This is a genomic window from Mycolicibacterium anyangense, from assembly GCF_010731855.1.
Classification (GTDB): Bacteria; Actinomycetota; Actinomycetes; order Mycobacteriales; family Mycobacteriaceae; genus Mycobacterium; species Mycobacterium anyangense.
This window is the reverse complement of the sequence record NZ_AP022620.1, coordinates 411,678-432,594: the sequence shown is the minus strand read 5'-3', so window position 1 is coordinate 432,594 and position 20,917 is coordinate 411,678. Positions and strand designations below refer to the sequence as shown.

20 protein-coding genes are annotated in these 20,917 nt (G+C 68.8%); 9 read left to right on the top strand and 11 right to left on the bottom strand.

The window, feature by feature from the left end; all coding sequences use genetic code 11:
* Positions 1 to 66: 66 nt before the first annotated feature.
* The 3 genes from G6N35_RS01980 to G6N35_RS01970 are packed head-to-tail and all read right to left on the bottom strand — an operon-like array spanning position 67 to position 4,672.
* Complete coding sequence (locus G6N35_RS01980) at positions 67 to 774, bottom strand: HNH endonuclease family protein (protein WP_163802724.1); 708 nt, start codon at positions 772 to 774, stop codon at positions 67 to 69.
* On the bottom strand, positions 771 to 2,990 hold the full coding sequence (gene recG, locus G6N35_RS01975) for an ATP-dependent DNA helicase RecG (protein WP_163802723.1): 2,220 nt from the start codon (positions 2,988 to 2,990) through the stop codon (positions 771 to 773). The genes G6N35_RS01980 and recG overlap by 4 nt, the downstream gene beginning before the upstream one ends.
* A gap of 2 nt (positions 2,991 to 2,992) precedes the next feature.
* Positions 2,993 to 4,672, bottom strand: coding sequence for a fatty acid kinase ATP-binding subunit FakA (locus G6N35_RS01970; protein ID WP_163802722.1), 1,680 nt, complete (start codon positions 4,670 to 4,672; stop codon positions 2,993 to 2,995).
* A 330-nt stretch (positions 4,673 to 5,002) separates the two neighbouring features.
* On the opposite strand from G6N35_RS01970, the gene G6N35_RS01965 reads away from it, so the two are divergent.
* Both G6N35_RS01965 and rpmB read left to right on the top strand, forming a co-directional pair.
* A complete protein-coding gene (locus G6N35_RS01965) occupies positions 5,003 to 6,232 on the top strand; it encodes an SfnB family sulfur acquisition oxidoreductase (protein WP_163802721.1) in 1,230 nt (409 codons plus the stop codon).
* Positions 6,233 to 6,368: 136 nt separating this feature from the next.
* Positions 6,369 to 6,563 (top strand): 50S ribosomal protein L28, encoded by a 195-nt coding sequence (gene rpmB, locus G6N35_RS01960; RefSeq protein WP_163802720.1) that lies wholly within the window; start codon positions 6,369 to 6,371, stop codon positions 6,561 to 6,563.
* 66 nt (positions 6,564 to 6,629) lie between these two features.
* Here rpmB and G6N35_RS01955 read toward each other — a convergent pair whose 3' ends face one another.
* Positions 6,630 to 7,358, bottom strand: coding sequence for a uracil-DNA glycosylase (locus G6N35_RS01955; protein WP_246224168.1), 729 nt, complete (start codon positions 7,356 to 7,358; stop codon positions 6,630 to 6,632).
* Between the two features lie 22 nt (positions 7,359 to 7,380).
* Positions 7,381 to 8,337: a thiamine-phosphate kinase gene (locus G6N35_RS01950; RefSeq protein WP_281356951.1), complete on the bottom strand. Its 957-nt coding sequence runs from the start codon at positions 8,335 to 8,337 to the stop codon at positions 7,381 to 7,383.
* A gap of 160 nt (positions 8,338 to 8,497) precedes the next feature.
* On the opposite strand from G6N35_RS01950, the gene G6N35_RS01945 reads away from it, so the two are divergent.
* Positions 8,498 to 8,734: an Lrp/AsnC ligand binding domain-containing protein gene (locus G6N35_RS01945; protein ID WP_163802718.1), complete on the top strand. Its 237-nt coding sequence runs from the start codon at positions 8,498 to 8,500 to the stop codon at positions 8,732 to 8,734.
* Complete coding sequence (locus G6N35_RS01940) at positions 8,724 to 9,290, top strand: DUF3515 domain-containing protein (protein WP_163802717.1); 567 nt, start codon at positions 8,724 to 8,726, stop codon at positions 9,288 to 9,290. The genes G6N35_RS01945 and G6N35_RS01940 overlap by 11 nt, the downstream gene beginning before the upstream one ends.
* On the opposite strand, the gene G6N35_RS01935 is transcribed toward G6N35_RS01940, so the two are convergent.
* The 3 genes from G6N35_RS01935 to G6N35_RS01925 form a co-directional block, all read right to left on the bottom strand.
* Positions 9,287 to 10,384: a D-alanine--D-alanine ligase family protein gene (locus tag G6N35_RS01935; RefSeq protein ID WP_163802716.1), complete on the bottom strand. Its 1,098-nt coding sequence runs from the start codon at positions 10,382 to 10,384 to the stop codon at positions 9,287 to 9,289. The two genes, G6N35_RS01940 and G6N35_RS01935, sit on opposite strands and share 4 nt — an antisense overlap.
* Positions 10,385 to 10,461: 77 nt before the next feature.
* On the bottom strand, positions 10,462 to 11,571 hold the full coding sequence (locus G6N35_RS01930; RefSeq protein WP_163802715.1) for a cystathionine gamma-lyase: 1,110 nt from the start codon (positions 11,569 to 11,571) through the stop codon (positions 10,462 to 10,464).
* A 4-nt stretch (positions 11,572 to 11,575) separates the two neighbouring features.
* Positions 11,576 to 12,574, bottom strand: coding sequence for an NAD(P)H-dependent glycerol-3-phosphate dehydrogenase (locus G6N35_RS01925; protein WP_163807410.1), 999 nt, complete (start codon positions 12,572 to 12,574; stop codon positions 11,576 to 11,578).
* Positions 12,575 to 12,674: 100 nt separating this feature from the next.
* Between G6N35_RS01925 and cofC the strand changes: the two genes are divergently transcribed.
* The 3 genes from cofC (at position 12,675) to mutT1 (ending at position 16,570) form a co-directional block, all read left to right on the top strand.
* Entirely contained in the window at positions 12,675 to 13,316 is a 642-nt protein-coding gene (gene cofC, locus G6N35_RS01920) for a 2-phospho-L-lactate guanylyltransferase (RefSeq protein ID WP_163802714.1), read from the top strand.
* Positions 13,317 to 13,366: 50 nt separating this feature from the next.
* On the top strand, positions 13,367 to 15,532 hold the full coding sequence (locus tag G6N35_RS01915) for an RNA degradosome polyphosphate kinase (protein WP_163802713.1): 2,166 nt from the start codon (positions 13,367 to 13,369) through the stop codon (positions 15,530 to 15,532).
* A gap of 123 nt (positions 15,533 to 15,655) precedes the next feature.
* Positions 15,656 to 16,570: an 8-oxo-(d)GTP phosphatase MutT1 gene (mutT1, locus tag G6N35_RS01910; protein ID WP_246224537.1), complete on the top strand. Its 915-nt coding sequence runs from the start codon at positions 15,656 to 15,658 to the stop codon at positions 16,568 to 16,570.
* A gap of 70 nt (positions 16,571 to 16,640) precedes the next feature.
* Here the strand turns inward: mutT1 and G6N35_RS01905 are convergent, their stop codons facing one another.
* The 3 genes from G6N35_RS01905 to leuC form a co-directional block, all read right to left on the bottom strand.
* A complete protein-coding gene (locus G6N35_RS01905; protein ID WP_163802711.1) occupies positions 16,641 to 17,327 on the bottom strand; it encodes an HU family DNA-binding protein in 687 nt (228 codons plus the stop codon).
* A gap of 199 nt (positions 17,328 to 17,526) precedes the next feature.
* Complete coding sequence (gene leuD / locus G6N35_RS01900; protein ID WP_163802710.1) at positions 17,527 to 18,123, bottom strand: 3-isopropylmalate dehydratase small subunit; 597 nt, start codon at positions 18,121 to 18,123, stop codon at positions 17,527 to 17,529.
* 19 nt (positions 18,124 to 18,142) lie between these two features.
* A complete protein-coding gene (gene leuC / locus G6N35_RS01895) occupies positions 18,143 to 19,573 on the bottom strand; it encodes a 3-isopropylmalate dehydratase large subunit (protein WP_163802709.1) in 1,431 nt (476 codons plus the stop codon).
* Positions 19,574 to 19,649: 76 nt separating this feature from the next.
* Between leuC and G6N35_RS01890 the strand changes: the two genes are divergently transcribed.
* Both G6N35_RS01890 and G6N35_RS01885 read left to right on the top strand, forming a co-directional pair.
* Entirely contained in the window at positions 19,650 to 20,351 is a 702-nt protein-coding gene (locus G6N35_RS01890; RefSeq protein WP_163802708.1) for an IclR family transcriptional regulator, read from the top strand.
* Positions 20,352 to 20,419: 68 nt separating this feature from the next.
* A complete protein-coding gene (locus G6N35_RS01885; protein ID WP_163802707.1) occupies positions 20,420 to 20,917 on the top strand; it encodes a pyridoxamine 5'-phosphate oxidase family protein in 498 nt (165 codons plus the stop codon).

Genomic DNA, 20,917 nt, shown 5'->3' with positions numbered 1-20,917 from the left:
GTGACTCCCTTCGCAATCCCTGCATTCAAGCAGATGCGGGCCGGCCCGGTCAGGGCTCAGCCGGCCTCAACCGGTCGGGCAGGTGGTCGTCGCGTCCCGCAGCTCACGGGCCGAGGCCTCGTCGACCGGTAGCCCGTAACCGCGCAGCACCGCGATGAACTGCACGGCGTATTGGCACCAGAAGGCGTGATTGGGCGGCATCCAGCTGGCCGGGCCCTGATCGCCCTTGTCTTGGTTGGCGCCCCCGGCCACGGCGATCAGGTTGGCCGGGTCGTTGGCGAAGCGCAGGCGCAGCCCGTCCGGCCAGTCTCGCGCCCCCATGTCCCAGGCGTAGGCCAGCGGCACGATGTGGTCGATCTGCACCGAGGCACCGACCTGGGCGCCGCGCACGAAGGAGATGGTCTCGTCGGTGTACGGGTCGTGCAGCACGCCGGTGGCCACCGCGTGCGGGCAGCGCTTGACCGACACGTACGCCTTGTCGACGAGATCGCGGTCGAGGATGTCGTTGCGGGTATCGCAGCCGTTGTGCCCCAGCGGCGCATCGTTGTCGTCGTCCCAGGCGTCGCCGAACGCCGAGCGCCGGTAGTCGTAGCCTCGTTGCCGTTGCGGCACAACGACAATCCCGGCCAGCACGTCGGAACCCGGTGCCACCGTCGGCACATCGGCACGGGCCAGCAGTTCCCGGTCGTCACCGGTGGCACCCACCACCTGGACCGCGACGATCACCGTCAGCGCGGTCAGCGCCGCGAGCCACACCAGGTGCCTGGGCGTCACGCCTTGTCCAGGAAGTCGACGCGGTCGGACCCGGTGAACTGTCCGGCCAGCACGGCCATGCCGCGGTCGTCGGGGTTGGCGGCGTAGAGCTGCTGGCACAGTTCGCGGGCCTCGACGATGAGATCGAGGTGCTCGGCCAGCGACAGGAACCGCAGAGTAATCGGTCGACCGGACTGGTTGAGCCCCAACACATCGCCCTCCCGGCGCTCCTGCAAGTCCAGGTCGGCCAGAACGAACCCGTCGAGTGTCCCGGCGACCGCCTTCAACCGCTCCCCCGCCTTGGAGCCCTCGGGAAGGCCGGTGGCCAGCAGGCACAGGCTCGGGTGCTGGCCGCGCCCGATGCGACCGCGGAGCTGGTGCAACTGGCTGATGCCGAACCGGTCAGCGTCCATCACCACCATCACGGTGGCATTGGGCACGTCGACGCCGACCTCGATGACGGTGGTGCACACCAGCACGTCGATCTCACCAGCCCGGAACGCGGCCATCACCGAGTCCTTCTCGTCGGCCGACAACCGCCCGTGCATCAGGCCCAGCCGCAGCGAGCTCAACGGCCCGCGCTGGAGCTTCTGGAAGAGCCTGACGACGGTCTCGGCGGGTGGGCCGGGCTGCTCACCGCCGGTCTTGTCGTCCTCGTCGATGCGCGATGCCACCACATAGGCCTGGCGGCCGGCGGCCACCTCCTCCGTGATCCGCCCCCAGGCCCGGGCCAGCCATTGTGGCTTGTCGTTGATGAAGATCGTGTTGGTGGTGATGGGCTGACGTCCACGCGGAAGTTCGCGCAGTGTCGAGGTTTCCAAATCGCCGTACACCGTCAGCGCCACGGTGCGCGGGATCGGCGTCGCCGTCATGACCAGCAGGTGCGGAGTCAGACCGGCAGGAGCCTTGGCCCGCAACCGGTCCCGCTGCTCCACCCCGAACCGGTGCTGCTCGTCGACCACCACGAAGCCGAGGTTGTGGAACTCGACGGCGTCCTGCAACAGCGCGTGGGTGCCCACGACGATGCCGGCCTCACCGGCGGACACCTCGTCGCGTACCTGACGTTTCTGCGCCGCCGACATCGAACCCGTCAGCAGCGCGATGCGGGTGGCGTTCTCCGCCCCGCCGAGCTGACCGGCCAGCGCTAGCGGGCCGAGCACGTCGCGGATCGACCGGACATGTTGGGCGGCAAGCACTTCCGTGGGCGCCAACAGGGCACACTGATACCCGGCGTCGACCATCTGCAGCATCGCCAGCACCGAGACGATGGTCTTGCCCGAGCCGACCTCGCCCTGCAACAGCCGGTGCATCGGCTTGGTCGCCGCCAATTCACCGGAGATCACGCCGAGCACCTCGTGCTGGCCGGCGGTGAGTTCGAAGGGCAGCCGGCCGATCAGCTCGGCGAGCAGACCGTCAGCGCGGCGAGGGGCGGGCGGTCCGGACTCGGCGAGCTCACTGTTACGCCGCTGGGCCAGCGCCCACTGCAGCCCGATCGCCTCGTCGAACGTCAGCCGGTGACGGGCCTCCTCGCGTTCGGCGTCGTTCTCGGCGAGGTGGATCGCCCGCAGGGCGGCATCCTCGCTCATCAGACCACGTTGGCGGACAACGCTTTCCGGCAGTGGATCGGTGATCGGGTCCAGCACGGCCAGCACCTGGCGCACACAGGCGTAGATCTCCCAGCTCTGCAGCTTGGCGCTGGCCCCGTAGATGGGGAAGAACTCGCGCTCGAACGCCGACATCGACAGTTCGCCGGTCTCGGCCTTCGACACGTCGGCGATGGTCTTGAGCGACTTGCTGCCGAATTGGCGATCACCCTTGGGTGAGCTGAGGACCAGGAAGTCGGGGTGGGTCAGCTGCATGGTGCTGCGGAAGTAGCCGACCTCACCGGACAGCATCAGCTTGGTGTGTTCCACAAGTCCGTGCTTGAGGTACTTGGCGTTGAAGAACGTCGCGGTGACCTTGCGCCGCCCCTGGGTCAGCGTGATCACCAGGTACTCACGCTTCGGGCTGCGATTGGTCCAGCGCACCTCGGCCTTGTCGATCTCGCCGACGAACGTGACGTGTTCGCCTTCCTCCGGGGGCACCTCGTCCTCGCCCCAGACCGTCATGCCGTGGCTGTACTTACGCGGGTAGTGCCGCAGCAGATCGTCGACGGTCTGGAAGCCGAACACCTCGTCGAGCAGGCCGGCCGCCTTGGCTCCCACGATTCCGTCGAGGCGATCGGTGAGGCCGACCACGGCTACTCCACCCCGATCAACAGCACGTCCCCGCGGTGGCCGGTGTCATACGTCGTCAACTCGATGCCGGGGTGCCGGCGGTGCATGTGGGCGGCCAGCGCCTCGGCGACACCCGGGTCGACGCCCTGCCCGAGCAGCACGGTCACCAATTCCCCGCCGGCCACCAGCAGCAGATCGACCAGACCCGCGGCCGCGGTGCTGACGTCCTTGCCGACCACCAGCACCTCGTCGCCGGCGATGCCGAGACCATCACCGGGCTGGCAGGCGCCGGCCCAGGTCAGAGCGTGCTCGGTGGCGATCCGCACCGAACCGTGCCGGGCCCCGGCTGCCGCGCGGGCCATGGTGTACCCGTCGTCGACGGCCTGGCGACCCGGATCGTGGACGGCCAGCGCCGCGAGTCCCTGCACCATCGAGGCCGCGGGCAACGCGACGACGTCGATTCCCCAGCCGATGCCGGCGGTGGCGCCGGCGACCATCTCCTCGGCGGCCACATATCCGTTGGGCAGCACCATGACCTGTGCGGCGCCGGTGTCGACCAGGGCCCGCAACAGCTGCCGGGCGCTGACCCCATGCGGTGATACCGGGGGGCCGGAGCGAAGCGACGGGGGGATCTGGTCGGATTCCGGGCGCAGCACGAACGCACCCTCCTGGCTGAACAGTGCCGCGGCACCGTCGCCGTCGACCACCGCCAGCACGGCGCGCTCGCGGCTCCACCCGCCCGGCGAGACCCGGGCCGGTCCGGTGGTCAGCACCGAGATCTGGATCTTGCTGACCGCCCCGGCGGCCAGCCCGGCCTCCACCGCCGCGCCGGCGTCGTCGGTGTGCACATGCACCGAGTAGCGGTCCGATCCGTCGCCCGAGGCGGCGATTCCCACCGAATCGCCGAGTTCGTCCAGGCGGGAGCGCAGCCCGTCCACCACCGCGGCCTCGCAGTCGGCGAGCAGATACATCACCTCGAACTGCGGTGGTGCCGGCTCGGCGGCGGTGATCTCCAGCGGCGGAGGCGCAGGTTCATAGGGCCGACGCGCCGCGGCGTGGCCGCTGACGGTCGCGGTCAGGGCGTCCAGCAGCACCAGCAGGCCGCGCCCGCCGGCGTCGACCACGCCGGCGTCGGCCAGCACCGTCAGCTGATCGGGGGTGCGTTCGAGTGCCGCGGCGGCAGCGTCCCCGGCTGCGGCGAGCGCGTCGCCCAATTCAGCGCCCTGGGCCGCCTCGTGCTCGACGGTCTCGGCGGCGGCCAGCAGCACCGAGACGATGGTGCCGTCGACCTGCCTGCCACCCATCGACGACACCACCAGCCCGACGCCGTGGCGCAGTGCCGCGCCGAGCAGAGCCGCGTCGACATCGGCCAGTGCGCCGCCGGTGTCGGCGGCCGCCGAGGCGGTCACATCGGCCAGCCCGCGCAGGATCTGGGACAGGATGACCCCGGAGTTGCCGCGCGCGCCGTGCAGCGCGCCCTCCGACAACGCTGCCGCCACCGCCGTGACGTCACCGGAACCGGCCGACGACTTGGCCTCGGCGAGCGCCGAGCGCATGGTGAACAGCATGTTGGTACCGGTGTCGGAATCGGCCACCGGGAAGACGTTGAGCCGGTTGATCTCGTCGGTGTGGGTGATCAGTTCGCCGACGGCGGTGTGCGCCCAGTCGCGCAGGGCGGATGCGTCCAACCGACGGTCCGGCATCTGCACCTCCTCACGACCCTGGCACACGGCTTCCGTCGCGCCAGCCTAGCCAGTCCGGCCGACAGTTCGACGTCACGCGAGCGTCGAATGCCCCCGGGGCTGTGGATGGCCAGCGCAACTCACTCAGCGTGATTTTTTCCCGTGCCGGCGCCACGGCCGCCGTCCCCGTCGCGTCCGGCGGCGCGGATACACCGTGGACGGCGGCATTTCGCGGCGGCGTCGCTCTCCCCTGGCACCGGCCGGGCCAGCGCCCGGCCACCGCAGCCCCGCCAACGGCCCGATCTGCGCGCGATCATGGCTGCGCACGTATCGGCACGTCCAAGGGATCTGATGACCACCTCACCCGCCGCCGAAGCCGGCACCACCCGAATCACCTCGGCGCAGCAGGCACTGGCGGTGGCCGCCGAACTCTCGGAGGCGTTCGCCGCAGGTGCACCGGCCCGCGACGCCGGTCGCGAGCTGCCCCACGAGCAGGTCCGGCAGCTCAAACGCTCCGGCCTGCTGGCCCTTCCGGTGCCGGCCGCCTACGGCGGGATCGACGCACCCGCGGTCGTGCTCGCCGAGGTGTTCCGCCTGCTGGGCCATGGGGACCCGTCGCTGGCCCAGATCCCACATTCGCATTTCACCTTCTCCGAGGCGCTGCGGCTGGAAGGCACCCACGACCAGAAGGCGTTCTTCTACGGGCACATCCTCGACGGGGCGCTGGTGGCCAACGCGCAGTCCGAGCGGGGCCCGCACCCGATCGACGTGGACACCACCGCGCTGGTGCCCGCGGGCGGCGATTTCCTGCTCAGTGGCCGCAAGTTCTATTCGACCGGCGCGCTGTTCGCCGACTGGATCGTGGTCCGGGCGTCATGCGCGGATGGCAGCGGCACCGTCCCGACCGCGCGCACCCCCAAGGCGGTGGCGTTCGTTCCCCGCGACGCACCGGGCCTCGACGTCGTCGACGACTGGGACGGGATGGGGCAACGCACCACCGCATCGGGCACAGTGACGCTGGACCGGGTGCGGGTACCGGCCGCACACGTGGTGCCCTATTCGCCGATCTTCACCCGGCCGACCCTCTACGGTGCCCGGGCCCAGCTGCTGCACGCGGCGCTGGATGTGGGGATCGCGACGGGTGCGCTCGCCGAAGGTGTCCGCCAGGCCGGCAAGGCCCGGCCGCACTTCGAGGCCGCAGTAGCGGTGGCCGCCGAGGATCCGACCCTGATCCAGGTGGCCGGCGAGGTGACCGTGACGGTGCGGGCAGCCCAAGCCCTGCTCGGTGATGCGGCACGGGCCGTCGATGCCGCACGGGCCGACACCACCGAGGAGGCGACGGCCGCGGCCTCGGTGGCGGTGGCGGTGGCCAAGGTCGCGGCGGTGCGCGCCTCGCTGGAGGCCTCCAGCGTGCTGTTCGAACTCGGTGGCACCCGCAGTGCCACCGACGGGGCCAACCTGGCCCGCTACTGGCGGGATGCGCGCACCCACACGCTGCATGACCCCACCCGGTGGAAGCTGCAGCACATCGGCCGGTACACGCTGTCGGGCACCCGGCCGCCCCGGCACGGCCAGCTCTGATCCACCCAGCTCACCGGCCTCGGGGGGACCATTTTGGCGTTCACCGCACGCGACGGCTATCCTTATCAGGTTGTCGGGTCACCCGTCGCTCGGTCGTTGGCCCCTTGACCAAACGTTTACTACAGAGGAGTTCTACATGGCTGCCGTGTGCGAGATCTGCGGAAAAGGCCCCGGCTTCGGCAAGTCGGTGTCGCACTCCCATCGCCGGACCAGCCGTCGCTGGAATCCGAACATCCAGACCGTCCACGCGGTGTCCCGCCCCGGCGGCAACAAGCAGCGCGTCAACGTCTGCACCTCCTGCCTGAAGGCCGGCAAGGTCACCCGCGGCTGATGCCGCACGCCCTGCGGGGCACAGAACGACACATCGGCGGGCACAGGACTGTGCCCGCCGGTTCTGTCACGGCAGGCGCCAGTCGATCGGTTCGGCCCCCATCCCCGCCAGCAGCTCGTTGGCCCGGCTGAACGGCCGCGACCCGAAGAAACCCCGCGACGCCGACAGCGGCGACGGGTGCGGCGACTCGATGGCCGCGCAGCTGGGTTGAATCCCCGAGTCGCTTCGCTCCTGCCCGCCGGAGCCGCCGGTGAGCATCGGCTTGAGTGTCGAGGCGTCCCGGCCCCACAGGATCGCCACCAGCGGCTGATCGCGTGCGACCAGCGCCCGGATGGCGCACTCGGTAACTGCTTCCCAGCCCTTGCCGCGATGCGAGGCCGGGGTGCCGGGCCGGACCGTCAGCACCCTGTTGAGCAACATCACCCCGCGCTGCGCCCACGGCGTCAGATCGCCGTTCGACGGGGGCGGATAGCCGAGGTCGGCGCTGTACTCGGTGAAGATGTTGGACAGGCTGCGCGGCAGTGGCCGGACATCGGCGGCCACCGAGAAGCTCAGGCCCACCGCATGACCCGGCGTCGGGTAGGGGTCCTGCCCGACGATCAGCACCCGCACCGAATCGAACGGGAAGGTGAACGCCCGCAGCACATTCGGCCCGGCCGGCAGGTACCGGTACCCCTCGGCGATCTCGGTGCGCAGGAACTGGCCCATCTGGGTCACCTGGTCGGCCACCGGAGCCAGGGCCTGCGCCCAGCCATCCTCGACGAGTTCGGTCAGCGGGCGGGCGGAGGTCGTCACGCAGGCAAACCTACCGAGGCCGTCAGTCGAAGGATTGCCAACCCGCCGGTCCGGTCCACGGCCGACCATCCACCACCACGCCGGGCTCGCCCTCGCCGACCGATCCGATGACCCGCCAGCCGTCGGGGACCTCACGGTCGAAGCAGGCCACCAGAGCGTGATCTTCACCACCCGAGAGCACCAGGGACCACGGGTCGGTACCGGTGGCGGCTGCCGCGGCGGCCACCGCATCGACATCGGGACGCAGAGCGTCGGTGAACAGGTCGATCACGACGGCCGACGCCCTGGCGATCTGGTCGACGTCGGCAAGCAGACCGTCGGACACGTCAGTCATCGCCAGCGCGCCGGCATCGGCGGCCCGTACCCCCTGACCGTAGGGCGGTTGCGGCACCAGGTGCCACTGCCGCAACTCATCGAATTGACGTATTCCCTTGTCCCACAACATGTATCCGGCAGCCGAGCGGCCGAGCTCGCCGGCCACAGCGAGCACCGATCCGGGCTTCGCCCCGCTGCGCAGCACCGGCGCGCGGCCACCCAGATCCCCGAGCGCGGTCACCGACACCACCCAGTACGGGCTGGCGACGAGGTCACCACCGACCACGCCGGCGCCGAATTTCCCGACCTCGGCCCACATTCCGTCGGACAGCTCCTTCGCGCGCCGCGATGACGTGTCCGAGGGCGCACCGAAGGCGACCACGAACGCGGTGGCGCGGGCACCCATCGACTCCACGTCGGCGGCATTCTGCGCGATCGCCTTGCGCCCGACATCGTGTGGGGTGGACCAATCCAGCCGGAAGTGGCGGTTCTCCACGAGCATGTCGGTGGTGACGACCACCCGGCCGTCCGGCGCGCTGACCACGGCCGCGTCGTCCCCCGGACCCACCGCCACCCCTGGTGGCTGCGGTCGCCCGGTGACCAGTCGGTCGATCATCGGGAACTCGCCCAAGTCGCGCAGCGTCGGATCCGGCCCGTCGGCCACCACGTCTCCCCTTCCACATCAGGCCCGCTCACAACCGCAGCACATCCCAACCTGCGGTAGGTTTGGTGCCTGCCGACGCGCAGCCGCGTCGCCGTCCCGGCCGTTCACCGATGCCGGTCAGGACACCGGGACACGCCAGTGTAAGACGAGGAGACGACGGGTGGCCGAGGCGTACATGCTGATCCAGACCGAGGTGGGTCGCGCCGAGGTCGTCGCCAAGCAGGTTGCCACGCTGCCCGGTGTGCTCTCCGCGGAGTACGTCACCGGGCCCTATGACGTGGTGGTGCGGATCGGGGCGAGTAGCGCCGAGGAGCTCGCCGCCACCGTTGTTCCCACTGTTCAGCAGGTCGCCGGAATCACCCGCACGCTGACGTGCGCGGTCGCCGATGCCGACTGAACCGCTGCCCGCTGCCGCCGACGACGACATTTCCGACGGTCCGCCCCGCGCCGTCCTGATCGCCGCAGTGGCGATCGCCGTCGTGGCCATCGGCGCGGTGCTGGCCATCGCGGCCACCCGGCACACCCCGACCCAGCCGGTGGCCATCGCCTCGGTGCCCGCCCCGCAATCGGACTCCGCCGACTGCCGCACCCTGGTGAACGATCTACCGGACCGATTGGGCGATGTCAGCCGAGCACCGGCGGTGGAGCCGGTACCCGCCGGCGCGGCGGCCTGGCGGGCCGAGCCCGACGGCGACGCGGTGATCCTGCGCTGTGGAATCGACCGGCCCGCCGAATTCGTGGTGGGCTCCCCCATCCAGATGGTCGACCAGGTGCAGTGGTTCCGGCTCGACGACCCGGCCGCGGACCGCAGCACGTGGGTCACCGTCGACCGGCCGGTATACGTGGCGCTGACCCTGCCGTCGGGTTCGGGGCCCAGCCCCATCCAGACGGTGTCGGACCTGATCGCACGCACCCTGCCGCAGGTGGCGATCAGGCCGGGCGCTGCCAGTTAGCGCAGACCCGTCCCGCGGGCCAGCGCCGTCTCGACCATGGTGCCCACCAGTGTCGGGTAATCCATCCCGCTGGCACCCCACATCCGTGGATACATCGAGATGGTGGTGAAACCTGGCATGGTGTTGATCTCGTTGACCACCGGACCCTCGTCGGTGAGGAAGAAGTCGACGCGCGCCAATCCCTGGCAGTCCAGCGCCTGGAATGCGCGAATCGCCAAGCGCTGCAGCTCTTCTGCCACATCGTCGTCGATCTTGGCCGGGACGTCCAACTCGGCGGCGTCGTCGAGGTACTTGGTGGCGAAATCGTAGAAGGCATCCTCGCGGCCCCGCACACCGGCAACCCGGATCTCACCGATCGTGCTGGCCCGCACCGAACCGTCCGGGAATTCCAGTACGCCGCACTCGAGTTCACGCCCGACGATGGCTGCCTCGATGATCACCTTCGGATCGTGACGGCGCGCCTCGGCGATCGCGCCGGGCAGCTCATCGGCATGCATGACCCTGCTCACACCGATCGAGGAACCGCCGCGCGAGGGCTTGACGAACATCGGGAAGCCAAGGCGCTCAATATCATCCAGCGCCGGAGCGGCCTGCTGCGGCCGCAGCACCACGTGGTCGCCGATCGGAAGACCGTCGGCGGCGAGCAGTTTCTTGGTGAATTCCTTGTCCATTCCCGCGGCGCTGGCGAAGACACCGGCGCCGACGTAGGGCACCCCGGCCAGTTCCAGCAGGCCCTGGATGGTGCCGTCCTCACCGTAGGGACCGTGCAGGATCGGGAAGACGACGTCGACGGAAGCCAGGATGTCGCCGGCGCCGTCCAGCGAGACCAGCTCGCCGCGGCGTTGCGGATCGGCGGTCAGCGCCAGCGCAGCACCGGCGCCCTGGCTGACCTCGGGAAGCTGACGCCCACTGATGGCCAGGCTGTCGGGCTGGGCGTCGGTGAGCACCCACGAGCCCTCCGGCGTGATGCCGATGGCAACCACCTCGAAGCGCTGCGGGTCGAGGTTGCGCAGGATGCTGCCCGCCGACACGCAGGAGATGGCGTGTTCGGAGCTGCGGCCGCCGTAGACGACGGCGACCCGGATGCGTGTCACAACCTAGAGAGGCTACAGCCCGGGCGTCTGCCGCACGATCCGATAACGTGACCAGCGGTTTTGGTGGCCGGCACCGGTCACGGCCGGTCGAGGGCCGCCAAGACGTCGGCCAGCAGATCGTCGGTGTCCTCGATCCCGGCCGAGATCCTGGCGAATCCGTCGCCGACCGGATCGCCCCAGCGGGCCCGGCGGTCCACCGAGGTGTGCAGACCGCCGAAGCTGGTGGCGGCCACCAGCAGTTCGCTGCGCCGCACCAGGTCGTGGACGGCGGAGGCGTCGGCGAGTTCGACGCTCACCAGACCGCCGAAATGGCGCATCTGGGCAGCGGCCACGGCATACGAGGCATCCTCGGGCAGACCCGGGTAGCGCACCGCACGCACAGCCGGATGACGACGCAGCGCGGTAGCCAGGGCGAGCGCGTTCTGGCACTGACGCGTGAACCGCAGCCCCACACTGCCGATGCTGCGCAGCACCAGCCAGGCTTCGAAGGCGCCCAGGATGGCTCCGGACAGCAGCCGCTCACGTTCCAGCGCCGCCATCAACTCGGGCTTGCTGCCCGCGGCGTAGCCGGCCAGTACGTCGCTGTGCCCGGCCAGCGCCTTGGTGGCACTGGCCACCACCAGGTCCGCGCCCAACGACAGCGGCTGCTGCCCGAGCGGGGTGGCAGTGGTGTTGTCGACGACCAGGGGGGCCCCACGGCGCCGGCAGATCCCGGCCAGCCGATGCAGATCCACCACATCCAGACCCGGATTGGTCGGGGTCTCGGCCAGCACCGCGTCGGCCTGCTCGGCAGCCTCGTAGATTTCGCCTGCCGACGCTTCGCGCACGACAATGCCTTGGGGAGCAAGACTTTCCGCGGCAAATCGACGCACCTGGTAGTAGCCGTCGGACGGCACCACCAGAACCGATCCGGGTGCGGTGACCACTCGCAGCGCGGCGGAGATGGCCGCCATCCCGGAGCCGAAACTCAGCGCGGTCGTGGCTCCCTCGAGCACGGCAAGCGCCGACTCCAGGCTCCGCCAGCTCGGATTCGAGCCGCGGCCATAGGTGTCCTGCTCGGTGCCCTCGTCCGGGGACAGATGATAGGCCGCGGCGGGCACCGGGGTGGGCCCGACGGGCTGACCCGGAATCGCTTGGCTGTCAACCGCTTTCACCGCGCGCGTCGAGTCTCCGTAGCCGTCGATCATGGCGCTACTCCGGCTTGGTGCTGCGACCGAGCAGCAGGATGACGGCTTGATCCACCGACAGGCCTTTGTGGCAGACCTGCTGCACGGCATCGGTGAGCGGCATCTCGACGTCGTAGCTCGAGGCCAGCGCCAGGATCGAGGTGCACGAGGTGACGCCCTCGGCGATGTGGCCGTCGGTCGCCCGCAGGGCGGCCTCCAGGGTCTCACCGCGGCCGAGTCGCTCTCCGAAGGTCCGGTTACGCGACCGCGGCGAGGTGCAGGTGGCCACCAGGTCGCCGACACCGGCCAGCCCGGCCAGAGTGGCGGGCTTGGCGCCCAGGGCGATTCCGAGCCGCATGATCTCCGCGAGGCCGCGGGTGATGATGGCCGCAGCGGTGTTCTCCCCCAGACCCACCCCGGCCGCCATCCCGCAGGCCAGCGCGATGACGTTCTTGCACGCCCCGCCGATCTCGGTGCCGATGACGTCGGCGTTGGTGTAGGGCCGCAGATATCCGGTGCTCAGGGCCCGCTGCAGCGCTACCGCACGACCGGAGTCGGTGCAGGCCACCACGGTGGCGGCGGGCTGTTCGTCGGCGATCTCGGCAGCCAGGTTCGGCCCGGACAGCACCGCGACCTGTCCCGGGTCGACACCGGTGACCTGCGCGATGACCTGACTCATCCGCATCAGACTGTCCAGTTCGATGCCCTTGGCCAGGCTGACCAGGGTGGCGCCGTCGGCCAGCAGGCCACGCCAGTGTTCGAGGTTGGTGCGCAGCGTCTGGGACGGGACACCGAGCAGCACCGTGGTCAGCCCGTCGAGCGCGTCGGCGGGATCGGTGGTGGCGCGGATCCGCGCGGGCAGGTCGACACCGGGCAGGTACGCGGCGTTGGTGTGTGCGGTGTTGATCTCCTCGGCGACTTCCGGCCGCCGGGACCACAGCCGGACGTCGGCGCCGGCGTCGGCCAGCACCTTGGCCAGGGCGGTTCCCCAGGCGCCGGCGCCCATCACCGCGGCCGTGCCCACCGTGCTCGTCATCCCCATAACCTACCCAGCACCGCGGGGCGCCCGCGCCGACGACCTACCGCGGCGCCGGACCCTCAGCCGGCGCTGGCAGGATGGCACCATGAGCGGCGGACCCGATGTCGGCGTGATCATCGCGGTCAAGCGCCTGTCGCAGGCCAAGACCCGGCTGGCGCCGGTCTTCGCCGACGGTGTCCGCGAACAGGTCGTGCTGGCGATGCTGGTCGACACCATCACCGCCGCCCGAAGCGTCGCGGCCGTGCGCTCGATCACCGTCGTCACCCCGGACGAGACGGCTGCTGCCGCGGTGCGTGCGCTGGGTGCCGACGTGCTGGCCGACCCCACCGCACCCGGACACCCCGATCCGCTCAACAGCGCCGTCACCGCGGCATGGGCTGCCGTGACGAATCACACTCCCAACACCATTGTGCTGCAGGGAGATCTACCCGCCCTGCGTAGCGGCGAACTGGCTGAAGCGCTGGCACAGGCCCGCCAGCACCGGCGCAGCTTCGTCAGCGATCGCCACACCAGCGGCACGGCGGCGCTGTTCGCCTTCGGTGTGGCGCTGGATCCGCGGTTCGGGTCGCAATCGGCAACGTGGCATCGCGACTCCGGTGCGGTGGAGCTGACCGGCACCTGGCCGGGGTTGCGCTGCGATATCGACACCCCCGACGACCTGCAGCGGGCCCGTCAGATCGGTGTCGGGGACGCGACAGCCCGGGCACTGAACCTGAACAACGCCTGAACGGCAGCCGACTTTCGGCGGCTGGCATCCGCCGGTGGTTCGGATAAGGGATGATCGCTGGTGTGACCGATACGGAAGCAGAAGCGAGATCCACGGATGACGACTGGCAGCCGGGTGAGGCGCCGGAAGCTCCGCCCGCGGCCACCGCTGCCGCCGTCGACGATGCGCTGCCCGAGGATCGCTACCTCAACCGCGAGCTGAGCTGGCTGGATTTCAACGCCCGGGTGCTGGCCCTGGCCGCCGATACCTCGATGCCGCTGTTGGAGCGGGCCAAATTCCTGGCGATCTTCGCCTCCAACCTCGACGAGTTCTACATGGTCCGGGTGGCCGGGCTCAAGCGCCGCGACGAGATGGGCCTGTCGGTCCGCTCGGCCGACGGCCTGACCCCGCGAGAACAGTTGCGGCGCATCGGTGACCGCACTCGGCAGATCTCGCTGCGGCACGCTCAGGTGTTCCTGGAGTCGGTGCGGCCGGGCCTCGCCGAAGAGGGCATCTATATCGTCACCTGGAACGAGCTCAGCGAGGACGACCGCGCCGACCTGTCGAAGTACTTCCACGAGCAGGTCTTTCCGGTACTCACGCCGCTGGCCGTCGACCCGGCGCATCCGTTCCCGTTCGTCAGCAGCCTGAGCCTGAACCTGGCGGTCGCCGTCCGCTCCCCCGAGGACGGCGGTGAGCACTTCGCCCGGGTCAAGGTGCCCGACAACGTCGATCGCTTCGTGGTACTCAAGAGCGCCGATCCCGAGGACAAGTCGGTCCGCTTCCTGCCGATGGAAGAACTCATCGCCGCGTTCCTGCCGGTGCTGTTCCCGGGTATGGAGATCGTCGAACACCACGCGTTCCGGATCACCCGCAACGCGGACATGGACGTCGAGGACCGCGACGAAGACCTGCTGCAGGCGCTGGAGCGGGAACTGGCCCGGCGGCGATTCGGGCCGCCGGTGCGCCTGGAGGTGGCCGACGACATGACCGAGCACATGCTCGAGCTGTTGTTGCGCGAACTGGACGTCAACCCCGGCGACGTGGTGGAGGTGCCAGGGCTGCTGGATCTTTCAGCGCTGTGGCAGGTCTACGGCGTGGACCGGCCCGCACTCAAGGACCGTCCGTTCGTCCCCGCCACGCATCAGGCCTTCGGTGAGCGCGAAACCCCGAAGAGCATTTTCTCGACGCTGCGCGACGGTGACGTGCTGGTGCACCACCCCTACCACTCGTTCTCGACCAGCGTGCAGCGGTTCATCGAGCAGGCTGCGGCCGACCCGAATGTGTTGGCCATCAAGCAAACCCTGTACCGGACCTCCGGTGACTCCCCGATCGTCAACGCACTGATCGAGGCAGCAGCCGCGGGCAAGCAGGTCGTCGCACTCGTCGAACTCAAGGCGCGCTTCGACGAGCAGGCCAACATCAAGTGGGCCCGTGCCCTGGAAGACGCTGGCGTGCATGTGGTCTACGGGCTGATCGGCCTCAAGACGCACTGCAAGACCTGCCTGGTGGTCCGCCGCGAGGGTTCGACGATCCGCCGCTACTGCCACATCGGCACCGGCAACTACAACCCGAAGACGGCCCGCCTCTACGAGGATGTCGGCCTGCTGACGGCGGACCCCAACATCGGTGCCGATCTGACCGACCTGTTCAATTCACTCACCGGCTACTCCCGGAAGGTGAGTTACCGCAATCTCTTGGTCGCTCCGCACGGCGTACGCAAGGGCATTGTCGAACGCATCGAACGCGAAATCGAAGCCCATCGTGCCGGCGGCAACGGCCGCATCCGCCTCAAGGCCAATGCTCTTGTCGACGAACAGGTCATCGATGCGCTCTACCGGGCCTCTCAGGCCGGCGTCCGGGTCGAGATCGTGGTGCGCGGAATCTGTGCGCTCAAGCCGGGTGCCGAGGGTTTCTCCGAGAACATCGTGGTGCGCTCGATTCTGGGCCAGTTCCTGGAACATTCGCGCATCTTCCATTTCCGGGCGATCAACGAGTTCTTCATCGGCAGCGCGGACATGATGCACCGCAATCTCGATCGTCGCGTCGAGGTGCTGGCCCAGGTGAAGGATCCCCGACTCACCGGGTACCTGGACGAGATCTTCGAGTCTGCGATGGATCCGTCGACCCGCTGCTGGGAACTGGGCCCCGACGGAAGTTGGACCGCATCACCGCAGGACGGACGCCAGGTCCGTGACCACCAGGTGTGGCTCATGGAACTGCATCGGCAGCGCTGAGCTCGCCTTCCATGACAACCGGCCAGGCCCTGCGCACGCGGTGGCCCGAATTGACTTGTGGGAGTTGAGGTGGCCAAAGGACCGTCACATGACGGCTCGAAGACCAAATCGACCAAGGATGTTGTGGCCAAGAAGGCCAAGCCTACCCAACGCGTGATCGCAGCGGGTGCGGTGCTGTGGCGACCGGACCCGGACACCGGCGAGCCGTGCATTGCCGTGATTCACCGACCGCGTTACGACGACTGGTCGCTGCCCAAGGGCAAGGTGGACCCCGGCGAGAACGAACCGGTGGCCGCGGTGCGCGAAATATGGGAAGAGACCGGCCAGCGTGCACATCTGGGCAGACGCCTGATCGAGGTGAGCTATCCGATCCCGGAAGGCACCAAGGTGGTCCACTATTGGGCGGCGCGGGCAGTCGGCGGCGAATTCACTGCCGGCGACGAGGTCGACCGGCTCGAGTGGCTGTCACCCGCCGATACCGCCGATCGACTCACCTACCCGCACGATCGGGATGTGCTCGCGTCGTTCGGTGAGCACCCTGGCGACACCCAGACGGTGCTGGTGGTGCGGCACGCAACCGCAGGCGTGAAGTCCCGATACAAGGGCGACGACCGGGATCGGCCGCTGGACAAGAACGGTCGTGCACAGGCCGAATCGCTGGTGGCGCAGCTGATGGCGTTCGGCCCCACGGCGATCCATGCCGCTGATCGTGCCCGCTGCACCCAGACCGTCGAACCGCTGGCGCAGGAGCTCGGGGTGCCGATCGTGGTCGAGGCGGATCTCACCGAAGAGGCCTACGCGGCGAATCCGAAAGCCGCCCGCGACCGGGTGCGAGAGATCGCCGGCCACGGCGGTACACCGGTGATCTGCACGCAGGGCAAGGTGATTCCGTACCTGCTGGCATGGTGGCGCGACGGCGAGCGCGGCAAGCCCGACAAGCTCCGTAACCGCAAGGGCAGCACCTGGGTGCTCTCCCTGGCAGACGACCAGATCGTCGCCGCGGAGTACATCGCCAGCCCGTTGGCACTCAAGGGCTGAGCGGCCTCCAGGCCCCAGATACACGAATACGCCGCGGGCACTGGGCCCGCGGCGTATCCGACGGAGAACTTTAGCGACGGCCCTTCTTGGCCGGAGCCTTCTTGGCCGGCGCGGCCTTCTTGGCCGGAGCGGCCTTCTTGACCGGAGCCTTGGCAGCGGCCTTCTTGACCGGAGCGGCAGCCTTCTTGACCGGCGCGGCCTTCTTGACCGGAGCGGCCTTCTTCACGGGCGCGGCCTTCTTGACCGGAGCCTTCTTGGCCGGAGCGGCCTTCTTGACCGGCGCGGCCTTCTTGGCGGGCGCGGCCTTCTTGACCGGAGCGGCAGCCTTCTTGACCGGAGCGGCCTTCTTCACGGGCGCGGCCTTCTTGACCGGAGCCTTCTTGGCGACGGCCTTGCGGACCACCTTCTTGGCGGCGGCCTTCTTGGCCGGACCGCCGACAGCGCCGCGCTTGACGGCAGGTCCCTCAGCCGGAAGCTTCTGCGCGCCAGAGACGACGGCCTTGAACTGCGCGCCGGGGCGGAAGGCGGGAACGGAGGTCGGCTTCACTTTCACGGTCTCACCGGTGCGCGGGTTACGCGCAACGCGAGCGGCACGACGGCGCTGCTCGAAGACACCGAAACCGGTGATGGTCACACTGTCGCCCTTGTGCACCGCGCGCACAATGGTGTCGACGATGTTCTCGACTGCGTCAGTAGCCTGACGACGATCCACGTTCAGCTTCGCGGTGAGAGCGTCGATCAGCTCTGCTTTGTTCATTCAATTCCTCCGAAAACAGTGGTCCTTTCTGGACCGACTGCCAAATACGGTAAACCCAATGCCAGCAGATCTCCAAGTGCCACGCCCAATTTCAGGCATTGCTTAGCGGGATTTCAGCAAACCGCTTGCCGCCCTAGGGCGGTGAATGTCGGGGGCGCGAACCCCCGTTTAGGGGCGGGAATTCGCGCCCCGAGGGCCCTCAGGAGGGTATCGAGATGCGCGGTTTCCAGTTCGGCCTGGTCGCCTCGTATGATTCGATTTCAGCGCGTTTCCGCAGGGTAAGGCCTATATCGTCGAGCCCCTCGAGCAGTCGCCAGGCGGTGTAATCGTCAATCGTGAACGGCACCACTGTCGTTCCGGCGGTGATGTTCCGATCTTGAAGATTCACAGTGATTTCCAGCCCCGGATTCTGCTCGAGCAGCTTCCAGAGCAGTTCGACGTCATCCTGAGCCACTTCAGCCGCCAGCAGACCGGCCTTGCCGGCATTGCCCCGGAAGATGTCAGCGAATCTGGACGAGATCACTACTCGGAATCCATAGTCCATGAGCGCCCACACCGCATGTTCGCGCGAGGAGCCGGTGCCGAAATCGGGGCCGGCAACCAGGACCGAGCCGCGGTCGAAAGGGCTCAGATTCAGGATGAATGACGGATCGTTGCGCCATGCGGCGAAAAGGCCGTCCTCAAAACCCGTTCGGGTGACGCGCTTCAAATACACCGCCGGAATGATCTGGTCGGTGTCGACATTGGACCGCCGCAACGGGACCCCGATGCCGGTGTGGGTGTGGAAGGCATCCATCGTGTTCTCCTTAGCAGGGCTAGTTTTCGAGATCAGCGGGCGAGGACAGCGTGCCGCGAACCGCGGTAGCCGCGGCGACCGCCGGTGACACCAGGTGGGTGCGGCCGCCCTTGCCCTGCCTGCCTTCGAAGTTCCTATTCGACGTCGACGCGCAGCGCTCGCCCGGGGCCAGCTGATCGGGGTTCATTCCCAGGCACATCGAGCAGCCCGCCTGCCGCCATTCCGCGCCGGCAGCGGTGAAGATCTCGCCCAGGCCTTCAGATTCGGCTTGGGCCCGCACCCGCATGGACCCGGGCACGACGAGCATGCGCACGCCGTCGGCGACCGTGCGGCCGCGCAGCACATCGGCCACCACCCGCAGATCCTCGATGCGGCCATTGGTGCACGAACCCACGAACACGGCATCGACAGCCACGTCACGCAACGGGGTACCCGGCGCAAGGTCCATGTATGCCAAAGCTTTCTCGGCGGCCTGACGCTCGGAATCGGGCATCAGCTCCGGATCCGGCACCGCCTCGGACAGCGGCAGACCCTGGCCCGGGTTGGTGCCCCACGTGACGAACGGGCTCAACGTGGTGGCGTCGATGTGGACCTCGGCGTCGAATTCGGCGCCCGGATCGGTCTTGAGCAGCTCCCAGGCCGCCACCGCCGCATCCCAATCCGCACCCGTCGGCGCGTAGGGACGGCCGCGCAGGAATTCATAGGTGGTCTCGTCGGGGGCCACCAGGCCGGCTCGGGCGCCGGCCTCGATGCTCATATTGCAGATCGTCATCCGGCCTTCCATCGACAGCGATTCGATGGTGCTGCCGCGGTATTCGATGACATAGCCCTGGCCACCGCCGGTGCCGATCTTGGCGATGACCGCCAGAATGATGTCCTTGGCCGTCACTCCTGGCGGCAGTTCGCCCTCGACGTTGACTGCCATCGTCTTGAACGGGCGCAGCGGAAGCGTTTGTGTCGCCAGCACATGCTCGACCTCGGAGGTGCCGATGCCCATCGCGATCGCACCGAAGGCGCCGTGAGTCGAGGTGTGGCTGTCACCACAGACGATCGTCATCCCGGGTTGGGTGAGACCGAGTTGTGGGCCCATCACGTGCACGATGCCCTGCTCGGCATCACCCATCGGGTGCAACCGGATTCCGAACTCGGCGCAGTTGCGCCGCAGCGTCTCGACCTGGGTCCGCGAGATGGGGTCGGCGATCGGCTTGTCGATGTCGACGGTGGGCACATTGTGGTCTTCGGTGGCGATCGTCAGATCCGGCCGGTGCACCGGGCGACCGGCCAGCCGGAGACCGTCGAAGGCCTGCGGGCTGGTCACCTCGTGGATGAGGTGCATATCGATATAGATCAAATCGGGTTCACGCGAGGCACCACTGCCGGCACCGGCAACCACGACGTGGTCGTCCCACACCTTCTCGGGCAGCGTTCTGGGCTTGTCGATCTGGGCCATCACTTCTCGATTCCTCCGTCGGCCACCCCGGGCTGGAAAGTGGCCATCTCACATTTCGGGACGTTAGTATCTCGATATGAGACAGGATAGCGGCATCGGCGTCCTCGACAAAGCCGTGGGCGTGCTGCATTCGGTTGCCGAGTCTCCCTGTGGGCTGGCCGAACTCTGCGAGCGCACCGGGCTTCCCCGCGCCACCGCACACCGGTTGGCCGCCGGCCTGGAGACCCATCGCCTGCTGGCCCGCGACGCCGAGGGACGCTGGCGGCTGGGACCGGCGCTCAGTGAGCTGGCCACCCAGGTCAGCGATCCCCTGCTGGCGGCCGGGGCCGCGATCTTGCCCAGGCTGCGGGAGATCACCGGCGAGAGCGTGCAGCTCTACCGTCGCGAGGGAACCGCGCGGGTGTGCATCGCTGCCCTGGAACCACCTGCGGGGCTTCGCGATACGGTTCCGGTCGGCACACGGCTGCCGATGACGGCCGGATCCGGCGCCAAAGTCCTGTTGGCCTACAGCGACGCCGCCACCCAACAGGCCGTGCTGCCCTCGGCGAAGTTCACCGAACGGACGCTGGCCGATGTGCGCCGGCGGGGTTGGGCGCAGAGTGCGGCCGAGCGTGAACCCGGGGTGGCCAGTATCTCTGCACCGGTTCGTGATCGGAGCGGTGCGGTGATCGCCGCGGTGTCGGTGTCCGGACCGATCGACCGGATGGGCCGCCGGCCCGGCGCGCGCTGGGCGGCCGACCTGCTCTCGGCGTCCGAGGCACTCACCCGGCGACTGTGATCGGACTGTGCACCCGCATAGTGAGACGTCCACGCGGCCGCCGATGAGACACCTGCCACACTGACGCCATGGGAACCAGCCAGCGCAACCAGATCGTCATGAGCGACGACGAGATCGCCGACTTCGTCGCCCGCAGTCGCACTGGCACCATGGCCACCGTCGGCCCGGACGGACAGCCGCATCTGGTCGCCATGTGGTACGGCGTGATCGATGGTGAGATCTGGGTCGAAACCAAGGCCAAATCGCAAAAGACGGTCAACTTGCGCCGCAACCCACGGGTGAGTTTCCTCATCGAGGACGGCGAAACGTACGACACCCTGCGTGGCGTGGCATTCGAAGGGGTGGCCGAGATCGTCGACGACCCGGACACCATTTTCGCGGTCGGCGTCAATGTGTGGGAGCGCTACAACGGCCCCTACTCCGATGACCTCAAGCCCGCCGTCGACATGATGATGAACAAGCGCATCGCGGTTCGCATCGTCACCGCACGCACCCGCTCCTGGGACCACCGCAAGCTCGGCCTGCCTGCCATGCCGCTGGCGGGTTCCACCGCACCACAGCAGTGA

Bases quoted from the DNA above. Each gene is read 5' to 3' on its own strand.
- G6N35_RS01970 (WP_163802722.1), bottom strand. From the start codon at position 4,672: ATGCCGGACCGTCGGTTGGACGCATCCGCCCTGCGCGACTGGGCGCAC.
- G6N35_RS01965 (WP_163802721.1), top strand. From the start codon at position 5,003: ATGACCACCTCACCCGCCGCCGAAGCCGGCACCACCCGAATCACCTCG.
- rpmB (WP_163802720.1), top strand. From the start codon at position 6,369: ATGGCTGCCGTGTGCGAGATCTGCGGAAAAGGCCCCGGCTTCGGCAAG.
- G6N35_RS01940 (WP_163802717.1), top strand. From the start codon at position 8,724: ATGCCGACTGAACCGCTGCCCGCTGCCGCCGACGACGACATTTCCGAC.
- G6N35_RS01930 (WP_163802715.1), bottom strand. From the start codon at position 11,571: ATGATCGACGGCTACGGAGACTCGACGCGCGCGGTGAAAGCGGTTGAC.
- cofC (WP_163802714.1), top strand. From the start codon at position 12,675: ATGAGCGGCGGACCCGATGTCGGCGTGATCATCGCGGTCAAGCGCCTG.
- G6N35_RS01915 (WP_163802713.1), top strand. From the start codon at position 13,367: ATGATCGCTGGTGTGACCGATACGGAAGCAGAAGCGAGATCCACGGAT.
- G6N35_RS01905 (WP_163802711.1), bottom strand. From the start codon at position 17,327: ATGAACAAAGCAGAGCTGATCGACGCTCTCACCGCGAAGCTGAACGTG.
- leuD (WP_163802710.1), bottom strand. From the start codon at position 18,123: ATGGATGCCTTCCACACCCACACCGGCATCGGGGTCCCGTTGCGGCGG.
- leuC (WP_163802709.1), bottom strand. From the start codon at position 19,573: ATGGCCCAGATCGACAAGCCCAGAACGCTGCCCGAGAAGGTGTGGGAC.
- G6N35_RS01890 (WP_163802708.1), top strand. From the start codon at position 19,650: ATGAGACAGGATAGCGGCATCGGCGTCCTCGACAAAGCCGTGGGCGTG.
- G6N35_RS01885 (WP_163802707.1), top strand. From the start codon at position 20,420: ATGGGAACCAGCCAGCGCAACCAGATCGTCATGAGCGACGACGAGATC.